Origin of the sequence: Shewanella saliphila (assembly GCF_014648295.1) — a bacterium.
Classification (GTDB): Bacteria; Pseudomonadota; Gammaproteobacteria; order Enterobacterales; family Shewanellaceae; genus Shewanella; species Shewanella saliphila.
This window is the reverse complement of sequence record NZ_BMQV01000061.1, coordinates 1-17,763: the sequence shown is the minus strand read 5'-3', so window position 1 is coordinate 17,763 and position 17,763 is coordinate 1. Positions and strand designations below refer to the sequence as shown.

At 45.2% G+C, this 17,763-nt stretch carries 16 protein-coding genes and 1 pseudogene; 12 read left to right on the top strand and 5 right to left on the bottom strand.

The window, feature by feature from the left end; genetic code table 11:
• Positions 1–399 precede the first annotated feature (399 nt).
• Both IEY48_RS18905 and IEY48_RS18900 read right to left on the bottom strand, forming a co-directional pair.
• Complete coding sequence (locus tag IEY48_RS18905; RefSeq protein WP_188923102.1) at positions 400–1,248, bottom strand: universal stress protein; 849 nt, start codon at positions 1,246–1,248, stop codon at positions 400–402.
• Positions 1,249–1,279: 31 nt separating this feature from the next.
• Positions 1,280–2,770, bottom strand: coding sequence for a SulP family inorganic anion transporter (locus tag IEY48_RS18900; protein WP_188923100.1), 1,491 nt, complete (start codon positions 2,768–2,770; stop codon positions 1,280–1,282).
• 694 nt (positions 2,771–3,464) lie between these two features.
• Between IEY48_RS18900 and IEY48_RS18895 the strand changes: the two genes are divergently transcribed.
• From IEY48_RS18895 to IEY48_RS18850, 10 genes are all read left to right on the top strand, one after another.
• Complete coding sequence (locus IEY48_RS18895; RefSeq protein WP_229786578.1) at positions 3,465–3,854, top strand: hypothetical protein; 390 nt, start codon at positions 3,465–3,467, stop codon at positions 3,852–3,854.
• A gap of 175 nt (positions 3,855–4,029) precedes the next feature.
• A complete protein-coding gene (cyoA, locus tag IEY48_RS18890) occupies positions 4,030–5,070 on the top strand; it encodes a ubiquinol oxidase subunit II (protein WP_188923098.1) in 1,041 nt (346 codons plus the stop codon).
• Positions 5,071–5,072: 2 nt separating this feature from the next.
• A complete protein-coding gene (cyoB, locus tag IEY48_RS18885) occupies positions 5,073–7,073 on the top strand; it encodes a cytochrome o ubiquinol oxidase subunit I (protein ID WP_160052037.1) in 2,001 nt (666 codons plus the stop codon).
• 2 nt (positions 7,074–7,075) lie between these two features.
• The gene (gene cyoC / locus IEY48_RS18880) at positions 7,076–7,711 is read left to right on the top strand and encodes a cytochrome o ubiquinol oxidase subunit III (RefSeq protein WP_188923096.1); all 636 of its coding nucleotides are present in this window, start codon (positions 7,076–7,078) and stop codon (positions 7,709–7,711) included.
• Entirely contained in the window at positions 7,711–8,040 is a 330-nt protein-coding gene (gene cyoD, locus IEY48_RS18875) for a cytochrome o ubiquinol oxidase subunit IV (protein WP_160052039.1), read from the top strand. Before cyoC ends, cyoD begins: the two co-directional genes overlap by 1 nt.
• 13 nt (positions 8,041–8,053) lie before the next feature.
• Positions 8,054–8,986 carry a heme o synthase gene (gene cyoE / locus IEY48_RS18870; protein WP_188923094.1) on the top strand — a complete coding sequence of 311 codons (933 nt, stop codon included), beginning with the start codon at positions 8,054–8,056 and terminating at the stop codon, positions 8,984–8,986.
• Positions 8,987–9,416: 430 nt separating this feature from the next.
• On the top strand, positions 9,417–10,214 hold the full coding sequence (locus IEY48_RS18865; protein WP_188923093.1) for a hypothetical protein: 798 nt from the start codon (positions 9,417–9,419) through the stop codon (positions 10,212–10,214).
• A 117-nt stretch (positions 10,215–10,331) separates the two neighbouring features.
• The gene (gene ompR / locus IEY48_RS18860) at positions 10,332–11,057 is read left to right on the top strand and encodes an osmolarity response regulator transcription factor OmpR (protein ID WP_188923091.1); all 726 of its coding nucleotides are present in this window, start codon (positions 10,332–10,334) and stop codon (positions 11,055–11,057) included.
• A gap of 3 nt (positions 11,058–11,060) precedes the next feature.
• Positions 11,061–12,404 carry a two-component system sensor histidine kinase EnvZ gene (envZ, locus tag IEY48_RS18855; RefSeq protein ID WP_188923083.1) on the top strand — a complete coding sequence of 448 codons (1,344 nt, stop codon included), beginning with the start codon at positions 11,061–11,063 and terminating at the stop codon, positions 12,402–12,404.
• Between the two features lie 304 nt (positions 12,405–12,708).
• Positions 12,709–14,664 (top strand): methyl-accepting chemotaxis protein, encoded by a 1,956-nt coding sequence (locus IEY48_RS18850; RefSeq protein WP_188923075.1) that lies wholly within the window; start codon positions 12,709–12,711, stop codon positions 14,662–14,664.
• Positions 14,665–14,732: 68 nt separating this feature from the next.
• Here the strand turns inward: IEY48_RS18850 and IEY48_RS18845 are convergent, their stop codons facing one another.
• The 3 genes from IEY48_RS18845 to IEY48_RS18835 all read right to left on the bottom strand — a co-directional run bounded on the left by IEY48_RS18845 (position 14,733) and on the right by IEY48_RS18835 (position 16,743).
• Entirely contained in the window at positions 14,733–15,206 is a 474-nt protein-coding gene (locus IEY48_RS18845) for a peroxiredoxin (protein ID WP_160052049.1), read from the bottom strand.
• Between the two features lie 31 nt (positions 15,207–15,237).
• Positions 15,238–15,750 carry a DUF2937 family protein gene (locus IEY48_RS18840; RefSeq protein ID WP_188923073.1) on the bottom strand — a complete coding sequence of 171 codons (513 nt, stop codon included), beginning with the start codon at positions 15,748–15,750 and terminating at the stop codon, positions 15,238–15,240.
• Positions 15,751–15,861: 111 nt separating this feature from the next.
• On the bottom strand, positions 15,862–16,743 hold the full coding sequence (locus IEY48_RS18835) for a LysR family transcriptional regulator (RefSeq protein ID WP_188923071.1): 882 nt from the start codon (positions 16,741–16,743) through the stop codon (positions 15,862–15,864).
• 147 nt (positions 16,744–16,890) lie between these two features.
• On the opposite strand from IEY48_RS18835, the gene IEY48_RS18830 reads away from it, so the two are divergent.
• Positions 16,891–17,130 carry a hypothetical protein gene (locus IEY48_RS18830; RefSeq protein ID WP_373293755.1) on the top strand — a complete coding sequence of 80 codons (240 nt, stop codon included), beginning with the start codon at positions 16,891–16,893 and terminating at the stop codon, positions 17,128–17,130.
• 209 nt (positions 17,131–17,339) lie between these two features.
• Positions 17,340–17,636: pseudogene (locus IEY48_RS18825) on the top strand (MFS transporter); the annotation flags it as partial.
• Positions 17,637–17,763: the final 127 nt, after the last annotated feature.

Below are 17,763 nucleotides of genomic sequence, written 5' to 3'. Positions count from 1 at the left end.
GAAGAACTCCGCTTGAAACATTGCTTGATGGGAAACGAATTTGGGCTGAGAAAAATTTAGCTCAAATCTAAACTGACAGGCACCATTAAAAATGGGTAACTGTCAGATCAAGTCTGAGCTAGTACACATTAGTCCATGCTCTGGAGTCTTCGAAGCGTCACGATGTAAGTGCTCGTAGGCCTTAAATCACCTCAACCAAGCCATAAACAAAAAGCCACCCCGACATACACTGCCGGAGTGGCTTTTTAGCTATCACTTTTAACTTTTAGCTGTTAGCTATCAACTGACACTATTCACTATCGCTATCAAGGTTTAGCTATCAGCACTTTGTTCATAGCTCATTATTATTCGCTAATCGCAACCCGCTAATAACCGCTCGCGATCAGCGAGCCATTATGATTAACGCAGCAGTAATAACGGGATTTTGCTTTTGCTGATCATTCTGGTGGTATTACTACCCACAAAAAACTCGCGAATACGCGAATGGCCGTAAGCGCCCATAACCATTAAGTCGATGCTATGTTCAACTTGGTATGCTTCTAATGCAGCTTGCACTTCGCCCTGACATACTGCGGTGCTCACGGTAAAGTCTGCACCGTTTAAGGTGTCTGCCGCTGCGGCTAATTCTGCACTGGCTTGAGTTTGATTGTCTGACACCATCACTAAGTGACACGCTAAACCTTTAAGCAAAGGGCTGGCTGCCACGCGAGCGAGGGCCTTTTTCGCGGTAGCACTGCCGTCGTAAGCAAAGATAAAACGCTTAGGTGCAGTAAACTCAGGCATTACCACTAAAATCGGTTGCTTAAGCGTGCGGATAACACTCTCAATATGGCTACCAATGGGTTGGTCCTGATGTTGCTCGCCTTGACGCCCCATCACCACTAAGCGTGCATTAGGCTCTTGTTCTAACAAGGTTTCAATTAAGTCGCCATGGCGCTGTAAGGTGTCTACCGCAACGCTAGCTTGCTGCTTATTCACGCAGGTTTTAGCGTCTTCGAGCATATATTTTCCTTGCTCGAGTGCCAATTTACTTCTGCGGCCTTCAATCTCAACCATTTCGTCGAGTAGGTGCTCACGCGTACCTAAACCAATGCTGCCAGATAAATTCAATTGTGTTGGATACACAGATTTATCTAACACATGCAACAAAGTCACTGGTGCAGCCATTTGAGTGGCGGCCCACACGCTGGCATTACAGACCGCTAAGGTGGCTTTTGAACCGTCGATACAAGCAATCACATTTGTCATTATTGTTCTCCTTTTGTGGTGTTGCTCAGGGTTAGTGACCAGACATCATTTTTTCGACTTCTTCAGGTTTATCGTGCACCCCGAATTTATCAACGATGGTTGCACTGGCTTCATTTAAGCCAATTAGCTCAACCTCGGTGCCATCACGGCGGAATTTAATCACCACTTTATCGAGCGCCGATACTGCGGTGATATCCCAAAAATGCGCTAGTGATAAGTCGATAGTGACTTTATCAACCACTTCTTTAAAATCAAATGATTGGCTAAACTTATCTGCCGAGGCAAAAAACACCTGGCCAACAATTTGATAATGACGGCCAGTTTCAGCAGTAACGTCTGAACTTTTAACCACCATGAATCGGCCCACTTTATTGGCAAAGAATAATGAAGCCAATAACACCCCTACAAATACCCCAATCGCCAGGTTATGGGTAGCAACAACAACCACAACCGTGGCCACCATCACAAGGTTTGTCGACATTGGGTGATGTTTAAGGTTACGGATTGAATCCCAAGAGAAAGTCCCGATAGACACCATGATCATCACCGCAACTAAAGCGGCCATAGGGATGAGCTTTAGCCAGTCACCGAGGAATACGATTAAAATCAGCAAAAACACACCGGCTGCAAACGTTGATAAACGACCACGGCCGCCTGATTTAACGTTAATAATCGACTGACCAATCATCGCACAACCTGCCATGCCGCCCATTAAGCCCGCGCCAATGTTGGCAATACCTTGGCCTTTACACTCACGGTTTTTATCACTTTGGGTGTCGGTTAAGTCATCAACAATGGTGGCTGTCATCATTGATTCAAGTAAACCAACCACCGCCAGACCTGCTGAATAAGGCAAGATGATCATCAGAGTTTCAAGAGTCAATGGCACTTCTGGCCACAAGAAGATAGGCAATGTATCTGGCAGTTGGCCCATGTCACCTACGGTACGCACATCAATGCCCATAAATACCGCAAAAATGGTTAACCCGACAATGCACACTAACGGTGAAGGCAATGATTTACCAATAACCGGAATAAGCGGGAATAAGTAAATAATCCCAAGGCCTGTGGCTGTCATGGCGTACACATGCCAAGTCACGTCAATCAGCTCTGGTACTTGCGCCATAAAGATTAAAATCGCCAAGGCGTTCACAAAACCGGTCACCACCGAGCGCGATACAAAGCGCATTAAGTTACCGAGTTTTAAATAACCTGCGGCAATCTGGAATACACCAGTTAATAAGGTGGCAGCCAATAAGTATTCAAGGCCATGCTCTTTTACTAAGGTCACCATTAACAGTGCCATTGCACCTGTTGCCGCAGAGATCATCCCTGGGCGGCCACCGGTAAATGCAATCACTACCGCAATACAGAACGAAGCATATAGCCCCACTTTAGGGTCAACACCGGCAATAATCGAAAAGGCAATGGCCTCAGGAATTAGCGCCAGCGCAACCACAAGGCCAGCTAATAGATCGCCGCGGATGTTAGAGAACCATTCTTTTTTCATGGTTTGTATCATGTTATTCACTCTGTTTTAAATTCAGTCATTTATTTCAATAGTACACACTGAGCCGAAATGGATTTATCGACTACAGTCTCTAAGATGTTGTTCTGTCATGTAACGAAATGCTATCAAATATGAGGTAAAGCAAAACTGCTACTACAAATGGATTGTCGCAATCCAATCAGGAAGGGGTTAACTAATGCAGCTTATTTTCATGACATGTAAGAGCTTACATACATAAAATTTCGCTTTGATTACACGGGTGCAGCGCAAAGCAGCGACAAAGAATATAGTTCAGCTCGTCGAAAGTCAAAATCTGTCGTAAAAATAATCGATATTTTTCCTTATCAACACTCACGCCTACTGACACTTGCTTGCTAAAAACCACATAATACTCAATACAACTTACCGTTGGTTTTACACATGAGCTCTCTCCTATCTTTAAATCGCTCACGTTTCATCGGCCACTTTATGCGCCACCCGTCACAAACCTAGTCAATTTGAGACCTAAAGTGATGAACGCTTGGTTAAATATGTAAATAACTCGTTTAAACAATGTGTTATTTCAGGTTTATTTAATATTTGCACAGCTTTACGGCCTTTAACTACTTTCAATTAATAGCCGCTTATTGTTATTCTCCTGCCGTATAACAACTCGCATGTTTTTGATGCGACAACTACTTCTTTTACGCTCAGGCGGAAACGTTTTTTGAATCCAACTCTTTGCCAAAAACTTGTTAAGCCGCTCAGCCGCATAGCAAGCTTGTCTAAATTGAGTAAAGCACATTTAACTTTGTGTTTCGGATTACTGTTGCTGCAACCTTTAGCCGATGCTTTATCGATTTCGGTAGGTCACTTTATTGATATCAGTGAGTTTATCGCGATTGCAGACGGCCTATTGGCTGAGTTTGTTGGGGCGGGCTTGCTCAGCTTAATTGTGCTTAACCCTATGGTTATTGAGCAATTTTGGCGTTTGTTTCACCTCAACTCTAAATTTAGCAATCTGCTTGAACTCAGCGATGCGCTAAGTGCATTATCTCCTGTTATTCCTAAGTCGTTAGACTATACGGCACACGGTTGTCGCGCCCCTCCTCGTTAATTTTCGTTTTAGCTCAACTCTTACAACAGGTTATTCATAGCACGTTGATGTGATATCAACGCGATAGGCGACAGCTCATTTGAGCCTTGCCCATGCTGGCTACCTGTTGCTTTTAATCTGTCACGGTTACCTCCTGGCAGCGTAGTTAAGTTATTAAGGTGAGAGGAATCTTCCTTTGTTCATTCGAAAATTAAGTAAAGCCATGCTGGCAGCTGGCGCATTAATGCTGGCCGGCTGCGAAGGCGGTGTGCTCGACCCTAAAGGTCAAGTTGGCATGGATGAGAAACACCTCATCGTCGTGGCGACATTATTGATGCTGATTGTGGTTATTCCGGTTATTTTTATGACGCTCTATTTTGCGTGGAAATACCGCGACGGACGCGATCACGAAATCTATGCCCCTAAATGGGCCCACTCTAAAACCATCGAAATTGTTGTGTGGCTAATCCCTATTGTGATCGTAATTATATTAGGGGTCATCACCTGGGACTCAACCCATAAACTCGACCCTTACAAACCGCTTGAACATGATGCAAAGCCAATCACCGTCCAGGTGGTATCACTCGACTGGAAATGGTTATTTATCTATCCAGAATATGGCATCGCCTCGGTTAACGAATTGGCCTTCCCTACCAATGTACCGGTTAACTTTAAAATTACCTCAGACACGGCAATGAACTCATTTTTCATTCCGCAGCTAGGCAGCCAAATTTACTCTATGGCAGGCATGGCAACCAAGTTGCACCTTATTGCCAACGAGCCGGGCACCTTTAAAGGTATTTCAGCTAACTACAGCGGCGCTGGGTTTGCGGGCATGAAGTTTAATGCCATCGCCACGCCCACAGCAGACGACTTTGATGCCTGGGTTACCAAGGTTAAGCAGCAAGCAAGCACCTTAGATGTTGAGCAATATAAGCAGCTCGCGAAAAAGAGCGAAAACAACCCTGTGCAGTATTTCGGCTCAGTACAACGCGGCATGTTTAATTACATTGTGATGCAGTACATGCACCCAGACTCGAACATGAAATCGATGGGCAGTATGGAAGGTATGGAAGGTATGCACGACATGGGCAATATGGAAGGCATGGACCACGCTCAACATATGCAGCACATGCAACATATGAAAGACATGGACGCTGGACAACATTCTCAACATTCAACCCCTTCACACTCAACCACAGAGCCGTCCTCGACTGTTTCTGGGGAGGCGGAGTAATCATGTCATTTTTTGGAAAATTAACACTCGAGTCTATTCCATATCACGAACCCATTATTATGGTAACCCTTGCGGTTGTTGGTGTAATTGGGTTGATTATTGCGGCGCTGATTACAAAGCATCAAAAATGGGGCGTGTTGTGGCACGACTGGCTCACCTCGGTTGACCACAAACGTCTTGGTATTATGTACATTTTGTTGGCATTAGTGATGCTAATCCGTGGTTTCTCTGACGCGATTATGATGCGAACCCAACAGGCGCTCGCCACCAATGGCGCTGCGGGGTATTTACCACCAGAACATTACGACCAAATCTTCACGGCCCACGGCGTGATCATGATTATCTTTATGGCTATGCCATTTATGATCGGTTTAATGAACTTAATATTGCCGCTGCAAATTGGTGCCCGCGATGTGGCGTTTCCGTTTTTAAACAATTTAAGCTTTTGGCTCACCACTTCTGGCGCGGTGCTAATTAATATTTCACTTGGGCTCGGTGAATTTGCTAAAACCGGTTGGGTGGCTTATCCGCCATTATCTGAGCTGGCTTACAGCCCGGGAGTGGGAGTTGATTATTATATCTGGGCCTTGCAAATATCGGGCATAGGGACAACCTTAACTGGGGTGAACTTTATTGCCACAGTATTAAAAATGCGCGCGCCAGGCATGAAGCTGATGCAAATGCCGATTTTTACCTGGACCTGTACCTGGGCCAATATCTTAATCGTTGCTTCGTTCCCTATTTTAACCGCGGTGTTAGGCCTATTAACCTTAGATCGTTACCTCGATTTCCACTTCTTTACTAATGATGGTGGCGGCAACGCCATGATGTACATCAACCTATTTTGGGCCTGGGGACATCCTGAAGTGTATATTCTGATTTTACCGGCATTTGGTATTTTCTCAGAAGTGATCTCAACCTTTACCTCAAAACGCCTATTTGGCTACAGCTCAATGGTGTGGGCAAGTGGCGCGATTTCTATTCTTGGTTTTATTGTGTGGTTACACCACTTTTTTACCATGGGCTCAAGCGCCAACGTCAATGCCTTCTTTGGGGTAATGACCATGGTGATTGCCGTGCCAACTGGGGTAAAACTGTTTAACTGGTTATTTACCATTTACCGCGGCCGTTTACGCATTACCGTGCCGGTATTGTGGACCCTAGGCTTTATGGTCACCTTTACTATTGGCGGCATGACCGGCGTATTACTGGCGGTACCAGGGGCGGATTACGTATTACACAACAGCCTATTTTTGATTGCTCATTTTCATAACACCATTTTAGGTGGTGCAGTATTTGGGTACATGGCAGGGTTTGCATTTTGGTTCCCTAAAGCCATGGGCTTCCACTTAAATGAGCGTTTAGGTAAAGCGTCATTCTGGTGCTGGCAGGTAGGTTTTTATGTGGCGTTTATGCCGCTGTACGTGCTTGGATTCCTCGGCATGACGCGTCGTATTAACCACACCGACAACCCTGCGTGGAACTTCTGGATTTACTTTGCTGCGGTAGGTGCCTTTATCATTTTAGCCGGCATCATTTTACAGTTTGTTCAATTGTATGTGAGCTTCCGCGACCGTGAGCAAAACTTAGATACCACTGGCGACCCGTGGAATGGCCATACTTTAGAGTGGTCTACCTCGTCACCGCCGCAGTTTTATAACTTCGCGAAATTACCCCATGTATCAGACATTGATGCCTTTACCGATATGAAAGAAAAAGGCCAGGCGTATCAACGTGAGCAAACGTATCAGCCAATCCACATGCCTAAAAATACCGCCAGTGGCATTTTAATCGCGGCGTGCATAACGGCGGTTGGCTTTGCGGCTATTTGGCATATTTGGTGGTTGGCTATTGTAGGCTTTGCTGGCGCATTTGTGCTGTTTTTAGTGCGCGCTTACGACAACGATGTCGATTATTACGTGCAACCTGATGACGTCACGCGCATTGAAAATGCGCACCTAGATAACGTCACTGCAAACCTAACTAACGTTGTGAGGGGCTGATTATGAGTATTGCGATTCAAGCAGATTTACATGTGGCTCATCCTCATGAGCACAATGATCAACACCATGACAAGCACCACGATACCAGCGCGAATACCTTGTTCGGTTTTTGGATATATTTGATGACCGACTGCATTTTGTTTGCCTCGGTATTTGCCACTTACGCTGTGCTGTACATGAACACCGACGGTGGTGTATCTGGCAAAGATATTTTTGAGCTCGACTTTGTATTAATCGAAACCGCCGCGTTATTGGTCAGTAGTATCACCTATGGCGTGGCAATGATTTGCGCTAAACACCAAAAACAGGCAGCTACCCTTGGCTGGCTGTTAGTGACCTTTGCTCTAGGTTGTGTGTTTATTGCAATGGAAGTGTACGAGTTCCATCATTTAATTGAACACGGTAATGGCCCAGATCGCAGCGCGTTTTTATCCGCATTTTTTGCCCTAGTCGGTATGCATGGTTTGCATGTTACTGCGGGCTTAATTTGGATGCTGATCATGATGGTTGAAGTGCTTAAAACTGGCTTAACTAATCGCAGTGTGACTCGTTTGAGCTGCTTAAGTTTGTTTTGGCACTTCTTAGACATCGTGTGGGTGGGTGTGTTTACCGTAGTTTATTTGTTAGGAGCCTTGTAATGAGCCATGCACATTCAAGCCATGAGGCAGGCGATTTTGCTGCCAGTATCAAATCGTATGTTGTCGGTTTTGTATTGTCGGTAGTATTAACGGCAATTCCATTTTTGTCGGTGATGACGCACCAGTTTGATCATGCAACCACCATATGGGTCGTAGTGATAACCGCGATAGTGCAAATCGTGGTGCACCTTAAGTACTTCCTCCATTTAGATTTTTCTAAAGAAGGCAGAATCAATACATTCTCGTTCTTATTCACCGCCTTGATTATTGTCATGGTAGTGGGTTTGTCTGTGTGGATTATCTACGCAGCTAACGAATTGATGATGTAATTAGACAGCTATCATGAATAATCAAGGTCAACTTATGTCAGCACAATTAACCTCACGCTTACGAGGATATGTTCAGGTCACTAAGCCTGGCATCATCATGGGCAATTTAATTTCTGTCGCGGGCGGCTTTTTACTCGCGGCTCAAGGTAATGTTGATTTGACCTTGATGTTCGCCACCATGATAGGTTTGTCTTTGGTGGTGGCGTCGGGTTGCGCGATCAATAATTGCATTGATCGCGACATCGACGCCAAAATGCAGCGCACCTGTAAACGCGTTACCGTAACGGGCGAACTGTCAATTTCATCGGTATTGATGTTTGGGCTAGGCATTGGCGTGATAGGTTTTGCTATGCTGGCAATATTTACCAACAGCCTAGCAGTACTGTTTGCCGCCATTGGCTATGTGGTTTATGTCGGCGTTTATAGCCTGTACATGAAACGTCACTCGGTTTACGGCACTTTAGTCGGCAGCTTTTCGGGTGCTGTGCCACCTGTTGTGGGTTATTGCGCGGTTACCGGGCAAATGGACATGGGCGCGATTATTTTGCTGCTAATGTTTAGCCTATGGCAAATGCCCCACTCGTATGCGATTGCCATTTTTCGCTTTGACGATTACGCCGCGGCTAACATTCCGGTGTTACCCGTGGCAGAAGGCATGGCCAAAGCAAAATTGCATATTGTGTTATACATCGCGGTATTTGCCTTAGTGAGCGTGTTACTGCCATTAGCCGGATACACTGGCATCGCCTTTACCGCGGTCACCTGTGCCACCAGCTTTTGGTGGCTAGCTATGGCGCTTAAAGGCTATCGCCAGGATATCAATTTACAGTCTTGGGCTCGGCAGGTATTTGGGTTTTCCATTATCACCATTACCGCATTAAGCGTGACCATGGCATTGGATTTTCAAGTTGCTGCTCAAGTACCATTACTGACTTTAGTACCTTAATCGGTCATCATTATTTGGTTGAACACAAAGCCCGTTAGCCTATGCTGCGGGCTTTTTATTTGCTTATTCAGCATTGTTGACTAGGGTTAAAGCTCATTTAAATTACCGCATGAAGTTCGGTCTATACCCAATCAACTTGAAGATCCGTGTTTCAGAGCTTCACCGTGTTTTCAATACTAGGCGCGTTAATGCGGTAATGTAGGTACCTTATAAATTAGCGCAACAACGTAGTGGGAACACGGTGAAACTCCCAAAGGGCAAGTTTTACACGCGTTTATGCTGCGGCTTTTGTTAATTTAGCTGATTTTGGAAAGGGAACGACCATTACCCGCAATCAATGCCTTGCCTAAACGCGTGTAAACTCTTGCTGAAATCGAGCGTCTTCAGGTTGTTTGGGTATTTACCCACTCTAAAAACATAAAGGGATATTATGTTTACCGCGTTAACTATCCAACGGCTAACTCGCCCAATCAATTGTGCTAGCAAAACATTGCGCTTATGCATTCTATCTTTGATGTTCCACCTAACGTTGGTGGCGCCCGTCAACGCGACAGCGCAAACATTAACCTCAAATATTCAGCACGCATTATTCGGCAATTGGATTATCGACACCCCAGAGCACATCACCTTACTGCAATTAAACCGTGACTTAAGCTATTTATACATCAAGCTCAACCACCTAACGCCGCATCAAAGCGTGGCCGAATGGGGCCGACTCGCTATTGCACCTAATGGTGTGCGCTTTATGGCCAGTTATAGCAATAATCCGCTATTGGGCCTGGTGGCGTATCAAATTACCCATCCCAAGCTGCATATCGCGCTTGGCTTAGAATCAAAAAAGTTAGTCTTCACTATCGACACTAACGCAGACAGCATTATCGATGAACAACATGACTATTATGCCTACAAGCGCCAATCTATCTTCGGCGTCTGGCATCAGTTATCAACACCGGCATTAAGTAGTGTTGTACTGCTCAGCAGTGGTTATTACGTTTTAGTGAATGTTAACTTACATCAAGACCCTCACATTCATCCGCATAATACTCACTTACAATGGGGTCGCTTTGAAGGCCAGCAAGAGTTTAGTGAGCCTATTTTTGATAGCCACCTACAACTGACATCCGCATTACCTCGCATGATTTTTCAGCCTTTGCGCCAGCAACTGGCTTTATCTTTTGACCAAGATACTGACCACAACACTGATCATTTGCCGCTTTTTAAACAATAAAGCGGCATTTACAGCTATTTAGTTACAATTTCTGCTGCAATCAGCTATTCAAATTCAAGTGATTACACTTCATACTGAGCCATTGCTGGTATCAATTTAGTGTTAAAAGGATATTCCATGGGCCAAGAAACCTCTAAGATTCTCGTTGTCGATGACGACATGAGATTACGTTCATTATTAGAACGTTACTTGCTTGAACAAGGCTTTCAAGTACGTAGCGCCGCCAATGCTGAACAAATGGATCGATTACTTGAGCGCGAAAACTTTCACTTATTGGTACTCGACTTGATGCTACCCGGTGAAGATGGCTTATCGATTTGCCGCCGTTTACGCCAGCAAGAAAACCCAATTCCTATTGTGATGCTCACCGCTAAAGGCGATGAAGTTGACCGTATTATTGGCCTTGAACTTGGTGCAGATGACTATTTACCTAAACCCTTTAATCCACGTGAGTTATTAGCACGGATTAAAGCGGTAATGCGTCGTCAAACCACTGAAGTACCAGGTGCGCCTGCGCAGCAGGAAGAAATGATTGAGTTTGGTGAGTTTTCACTGAATTTAGCCACGCGCGAGATGTTTCATGGTGACGAAAGCATTGCCCTGACTAGCGGCGAGTTTGCCGTGTTAAAAGTGCTGGTTAACCACCCACGTGAGCCATTATCGCGCGATAAGTTAATGAACCTTGCTCGCGGCCGTGACTACTCTGCCCTTGAGCGTTCTATCGATGTACAGGTGTCTCGCCTACGCCGTTTAATTGAAAAAGATGCCGCTAACCCACGCTATATTCAAACGGTTTGGGGTTTAGGTTATGTATTTGTACCCGACGGCGCCACGCGTAAGTAATTCATGGAACTCAAGTTAAAATGGTGGCAACGCTTCTTACCTCGAAGCGCGTTTAGCCAAACGGTATTATTGATTGGCAGCTTATTGCTGATCAATCAATTAGTATCGTACTGGTCGGTCGCCGTTTACTTTATCAAACCCAGTTACGAGCAAATTAACCAACTGATTGCCCGCCAAATCAACATATTATTTGTTGATGGCGTGGATGTTGGCCGCGAACATCTCACCATGGTTGATGCCTTAAACGCCAAAGTGCGTGACGATGGCATGACGGTTTACAACCAAAAACAAGCCCAGGAAGCCGGACTCGGCCAGGCCACTTATTACAGTTTTTTATCTGAACAAATGTCGGTTTATTTGGGCGGTGAAGCTGAAGTGCGTTTTTCTCAGGGCGAAAATCTCGACGTGTGGATTAAGCCACCTCAAGCCCCAACGTTGTGGATTAAAGTACCCTTAACCGGCATTAACGAATCTGATTTATCGCCATTAACTTTGTATTTATTGGTGATTGGCGCGCTCAGTGTCGCTGGCGGTTGGTTATTTGCCCGTAGGCAAAACAGGCCATTAAAACGCTTACAAAAAGCCGCGGTTGCGGTGTCTCAAGGCGACTTTCCGCCCACGTTACCCTTGAGTGGCTCCACTGAAATTGTTGAAGTAACCCATGCGTTTAATCAAATGGCGCATAGCATGAAACAGCTTGAGCAAGACCGCGCCTTACTCATGGCCGGTATCTCCCACGACCTACGCACGCCACTGACTCGTATTCGCTTAGCATCTGAAATGATGGTTGAAGAAGACCAATATTTAAAAGAAGGCATTGTTACCGACATTGAAGACATGGATGCGATTATTAATCAGTTTATTGCCTATATTCGCAACGATCGTGAAGGTGTGCGCGAGCCAGATCAAATTAACCGCTTAATCCAGGAAATTAGCCAACAGGAATCTCACCGCGAAGAAACCATAGAGCTGTCGCTAGGCAACTGCCCCGACATTGCCATGAATAGCGTGGCGATTAAACGTGTGCTGAGCAACCTGGTAGAAAATGCGTTTCGTTACGGTAATGGTTGGATCAAAATCAGCTCATACCGCCAGGGTAAATCAGTCTGCTTTAGCATTGAAGATAATGGCCCAGGCATTGATGAGTCTAAGGTTGAGCAGTTATTTCAACCCTTCACTCAAGGTGATACCGCCCGTGGCAGTGTCGGTTCGGGCTTAGGACTGGCGATTATTAAACGGATTATTGACCGCCACCATGGCAAAATAAAATTGTCTAATCGCCCCCAAGGTGGTTTAAAAGCCCAGATTTGGCTGCCATTAATGGATAAAAAACTCGCAGACAATTGATGCTATCTATTTCGGGTACGTCTTACCGTACTGTTACGCTAAATATAAAGCAATGTATCAATGCCGCGTACTTATATGACTAACCGATGACAACCGGTTAATGCTCACTCATTAAATTGCACTGCTTAACCTCCACGCAACTGCCCCTTTTCACTTTTTCTGCCACCAAAAAACCACAAGACACTGATAATTATTAAAAATAAATCAAATTGATTATTAAGCAATAAGTCTCACCCCGCACGATAAACTGTCATATTAGTGCCATAAAATACTCACAATGGAAATTGCTTGAGTTTTTTATTGAATGAAAATATCAACCTTATCGCTTAGTGCATCGGCGTTACTACTTATCCTCGCGGCTTCGCTAGCTGCCACCGTGTTGTGGAGTAATCAGCAACGGCAAGTGAGTGAGCAACTCAACCAAAACCTGCAACGTATTCAGCATACATTTCAATATGATGTGCGCCGTAATATCGACAAATATTTGCAAACAGGTCAAAGCAATTATCTAGAGCAAGCCCGAACAGATATAAGCGGTATTACTGTCAGTATCAGTGCATTACAACAAGCACATCCACAACTCGACAGCGCCTCGCTGACCCAATTAATGGTGCAGCTTACGCAAGATTTAGACACAAAATATCGCGCAGCGGGTAAATTAGCTGGTAATCCGCGTCAATTGTTGGCGTTTGCAGAATCTGAGATGCTCAGTTACAGCCGCAGCTTAAGCCGTTATGCACAATCGGCGCCACAAGATAATAGCGTGGCACAACAATACCTCGCCCTCAGCACAGAATTACCCAACCTGGTGTATCAGTTATCTCAGCTCACTCAAGCCTTACTCATTGATAAAGATACTGGTGTGAGCAACAGCGTAAATTTCACCATTGATGCGCTAAACACCTGGCACGATCAATTACAACAACTGCCTTTACTCGGCATTTATCGCACCGAAGAAGTCGACGAGTTTGCGTTAGGCGACGATGAACCTGAGCAAATTGAAGTAGGTGAAACACCTCGCTCAGAATTACTGAGTTTAAGCCAACGCTACAGTAAAGAAGTCAGCAATACCGAAGCGATGCTCAATGAAAACCAGGCGGTGCAAACTGCGCTGATCAATGCCACCAGCCAGGTAGAGCAGCAACTGGTGGCGTTAGCTGAAACACAACAACAAACAGACCAACAATTAAAGCTCAGCTTGCAGTGGCTACTGTATGGCATGGTTGGCGTGTTAGCGCTATTTGCAGTCTGTTATCTTATTTTGCAGCAGCGCCGTGTCGTCACACCATTACGGCGCTTAAATCGCGCTTTTTCCATGTTGAGCGAATCTAATCAACGCGAACCATTAGCGGTGACCAGCCAATGCGAAACCGGCCAAATTGCTGCCCATTTTAATCGCTTATTACAGCGGTTTGAACAAGAAGACGAGCAGCAAAAGCACAATATGACAGCGGTATCGCAATCATTAAGTGAGCTAGTGGCGCGTATTGGCTCGCTGTCTAACAGCACCCAACAAACTCAAGACGTAGTACAACAAGCACAAGGGCAAACAGCTGATTTAATTGAATTAGCCAACCAAGTAAACCAGTCGTCTAGTGAGCTAACCGACAGCGCTCAACAAACCATGACAGACATGTTAGCCAGCCAGCAAGAAGCTCAAGGCGTATTAACGGCAACCGAACATACATTGTCTACGGTAAACCAATGTAATCGTTCACTTAGTCAGTTGAGTACCTCGGTGAATGATGCCGCTAAAATTGTGGATGTGATTGGTAATATTGCCGACCAAACCAACTTACTGGCATTAAACGCAGCCATTGAAGCGGCCAGAGCGGGCGAGCAAGGTCGCGGCTTTGCGGTAGTGGCTGATGAAGTGCGCAGCTTATCTCATCGCACCCAGTTGTCACTTAAAGATATTATGGCGATATTAACTCAGCTCACCAGTTCAAATGAGGCACTAAGCCAAAGCGTCAATGACATTAGTGCCGCCTCTGAGCAACAAAAAACACGTGCCCAAAGTTTACTGAGCGTAGCTAAACAGGTGCAGCAACAAGCTAATGCAATGGCCAACAATGCTAACCAGGGCAGCGAACATGCTAAGCAACAAGTTCATTATCTTGATGAGTTTGTCGCGGCAATGGACACCCTAATGCTACGGGCTAAACATGCTTTTGAACAAAGCGAAACCATTGCTCACGAGGTCAGTAACAGCGTAGATAATATTGAGCGAAACCTCGGGATTGGCGAAGCCAAAGCGTAGACTCTTTTTCTATAAAAAATGGGCGCCACATTGGGCGCCCACTTTTTCAATCTAATTTGAATAGCATCTTACAGCGCAGCCATTACTGCTTCTGCTGTGCTCACTTCAAATGATTTTGGTGCTTCAACATTCAATAATGTCACTACGCCGTTGTCGATAATCATCGCGTAACGTTGTGAACGAATACCGCCAAAACCTGCTGTGTCCATTTCTAGGCCGAGCGCTTTAGTAAAGCTGGCATCGCCGTCGGCTAGCATCATTAATTCAGAGGCATTTTGCGCTTCGCCCCATGCTTTCATCACAAATGCATCGTTAACAGATACACAAGCGATAAGGTCAACACCTTTGGCTTTAAACTCGTCTGCCTGTACTACAAAGCCTGGTAAGTGAGCTTCTGAACAGGTCGGCGTAAAGGCACCTGGCACAGCAAATAACACCACTTTTTTACCGGCAAAAAGCTCAGTCACATCGTGATTAACCATACCGTCTTTAGTTAGTTGGCTTAATGTAGCTTTTGGTAAAGATTGTCCTGTAGCGATCATAATTATATTTCCTTAAGGGTGAATAAATGGGTTATTTAGGCGCCAATACTTTACGGCATCCCACGTACAAAATAGATAATACTGACTCACATAAAATTGAGATCAACAGCCCAAGTAACATGCCTATGGCAATGGCTTCGGGCTTTAATAAAATCACATGCGAATAGTTTTTCCATACTTCAGCTTGAATGTCTGTTTGCGGTGCAAGGATCACTTGCTGGTATGGGCTATAACTGTGTTGACGAAAGCGCGTTAATGCATCGGTTAACGCCACGTAACGTTGATAAATCGACTCAATGCTTTCGCCACCCGCGCTGAAAACCGGATCGTTATTTTTGCGATAGTGTTGAATAAGCTTACTGATGTCGCCAGCAAAAAAGCGGTCGGCGTCGTGTTGAAATTCGGCCAAACTTTGCTTGGCTTCTAGCTGATGTGCTTCTAAGCGTTGACCATATTGATCGACAAAACCGGGAACTTGAATACCAATCAATACGCCACAAACAAACAGCACTAAACGCAGGTAGTCCATTATATGTTTAATCATGATGTCATCGGTTGAGATAGAGAAAAATTCACAAACGCCACAATATCACCAATCAGTAAACTACGCATCCTCTGTATCGGTATCTAAACGGATGTTAATTTTCGCCAATAATTACAAGGTTAATCTAGGCTGAATAAATTCAATAAAGGCTGAGATCCGCCGCGCCACAGTCGATGATTTGTAATACATCGCATTCACTTGTTCGCGATCGCTGATATTAATTTTGTCTTGATTAAGCAAAGTGACTAACCGCCCGGCAGCTAAATCGTCGTTAATCATAAAGCCCGACAAACACGCAATACCATTACCGCTTAACGCTAATTGGCGCAGCGTTTCGCCATTGCTGCTACTGATGCTCGGCGTAATTTCCTCGCTACCTTTTAACGGCCACAGGTTCAGCGCTTTTGGCTCGGTAAACCCGAGTAACTCATGGCCGCTTAGGTCAGCCACTTTTTGCGGCGCGCCTCGGCGAGCAATGTAGGCTGGCGAGGCGACGATGTGTAAGGCACTCTTGCCTAATGGTCTGGCGTACAAGGTAGAATCGTTTAATTTACCGATACGAATGGCCACATCGGTGCGCTTTTCAAGCAAGTCGACATACCCCTCGTTTGAAGTGAGTTCTAACATAATGTCTGGATACGCCAGCCTAAAATCTTGCATTAATGGCACCAGCTGATGAAACACAAACGGGCTTGCGGCATCTACGCGCAATCGCCCTTGCGGTAACTCTCCTCGCTTAACTAACTCATCTTCTGCCCGTTGTAAATGCAGTAAGCCCGTTCTCACCGACTCGACAAATTGCCTACCTTCGTCAGTCAGCTCAATACGCCGAGTGGTGCGGTTTAATATAGTCACCCCAAGCTGCTGCTCAATTTTACTCACCGCCCGCGACACGCGCGCCACTTGAATATTTAAAATATCGGCCGCCGCAGAAAAGCCGCCGCTGTCGACCACAGTTAATAAAATATCCAGATCATCTGAGCGAGTCAGCATACACACCTCGGGTTAACGCCAATTACCTTCATTTTACACAAAAGTCATTTGCTAAAGACACTGTTTTTTACAACTCATTTACCGTGAATAATAGCCAGCATTACGCAATATCGACTCATTCACCTTATTAAACCCGAGGAACACATCATGCCGTTAGCCCTACTCGCATTGACGCTAAGCGCCTTTGCAATCGGTACCACCGAATTTGTCATTGTGGGGTTACTGCCCACCATGGCCCAAGACCTTAATGTTTCATTACCCTCAGCAGGCTTGTTAGTCAGCTTGTATGCCCTAGGTGTTGCGATTGGCGCACCGGTATTAACGGCACTTATACCCAATCAACTTGAAGAGACGTGTTTCAGAGCTTCACCGTGTTTTCAATACTAGGCGCGTTAATGCAGTAATGTAGGTACCTTATAAATTAGCGCAACAACGTAGTGGGAACACGGTGAAACTCCCAAAGGGCAAGTTTTACACGCGTTTAAGCTGTGTTATTGATTTTGGAAAGGGAACGACCATTATCCGCAATCAATGCCTTGCCTAAACGCGTGTAAACTCTTGCTGAAATCGAGCATCTTCAGGTTGATTGGGTATACAGTAAATGGAACCGTAAAAACGTGTTATTAACCGTTATGGCGCTGTTTGTGGCAGGTAATGTATTAGCATGGCAAGCCCCAGGCTATGAAACCTTAATTGTTGCACGCATTATTACTGGCCTAGCCCATGGAGTGTTTTTCTCTATTGGTTCAACCATTGCAACCGGATTAGTGCCTAAAGAAAAAGCTGCCAGCGCCATTGCGATTATGTTTACCAGTTTAACCGTCGCATTGGTGACAGGCGTGCCATTAGGCACCTATATTGGCCAAACATTTGGTTGGCAAGCCACCTTTTTAGCAGGGGCTGATCATACTCGATCGCTTTTCATACATCCTTTTTAAAAACAAAGAGATAAAAAATAGCTTGATTGATCTCGCCAGTGTGATCAAATAGCGCTCTTTTTCTTTGTCTTTATACTTAATA

Excerpts from the sequence above, each read along its gene's own strand:
- IEY48_RS18905 (WP_188923102.1), bottom strand. The coding sequence starts at position 1,248 with ATGACAAATGTGATTGCTTGTATCGACGGTTCAAAAGCCACCTTAGCG.
- IEY48_RS18900 (WP_188923100.1), bottom strand. The coding sequence starts at position 2,770 with ATGATACAAACCATGAAAAAAGAATGGTTCTCTAACATCCGCGGCGAT.
- cyoB (WP_160052037.1), top strand. The coding sequence starts at position 5,073 with ATGTCATTTTTTGGAAAATTAACACTCGAGTCTATTCCATATCACGAA.
- cyoC (WP_188923096.1), top strand. The coding sequence starts at position 7,076 with ATGAGTATTGCGATTCAAGCAGATTTACATGTGGCTCATCCTCATGAG.
- cyoD (WP_160052039.1), top strand. The coding sequence starts at position 7,711 with ATGAGCCATGCACATTCAAGCCATGAGGCAGGCGATTTTGCTGCCAGT.
- cyoE (WP_188923094.1), top strand. The coding sequence starts at position 8,054 with ATGAATAATCAAGGTCAACTTATGTCAGCACAATTAACCTCACGCTTA.
- IEY48_RS18865 (WP_188923093.1), top strand. The coding sequence starts at position 9,417 with ATGTTTACCGCGTTAACTATCCAACGGCTAACTCGCCCAATCAATTGT.
- ompR (WP_188923091.1), top strand. The coding sequence starts at position 10,332 with ATGGGCCAAGAAACCTCTAAGATTCTCGTTGTCGATGACGACATGAGA.
- envZ (WP_188923083.1), top strand. The coding sequence starts at position 11,061 with ATGGAACTCAAGTTAAAATGGTGGCAACGCTTCTTACCTCGAAGCGCG.
- IEY48_RS18850 (WP_188923075.1), top strand. The coding sequence starts at position 12,709 with ATGAAAATATCAACCTTATCGCTTAGTGCATCGGCGTTACTACTTATC.
- IEY48_RS18845 (WP_160052049.1), bottom strand. The coding sequence starts at position 15,206 with ATGATCGCTACAGGACAATCTTTACCAAAAGCTACATTAAGCCAACTA.
- IEY48_RS18840 (WP_188923073.1), bottom strand. The coding sequence starts at position 15,750 with ATGATTAAACATATAATGGACTACCTGCGTTTAGTGCTGTTTGTTTGT.
- IEY48_RS18835 (WP_188923071.1), bottom strand. The coding sequence starts at position 16,743 with ATGCTGACTCGCTCAGATGATCTGGATATTTTATTAACTGTGGTCGAC.
- IEY48_RS18830 (WP_373293755.1), top strand. The coding sequence starts at position 16,891 with ATGCCGTTAGCCCTACTCGCATTGACGCTAAGCGCCTTTGCAATCGGT.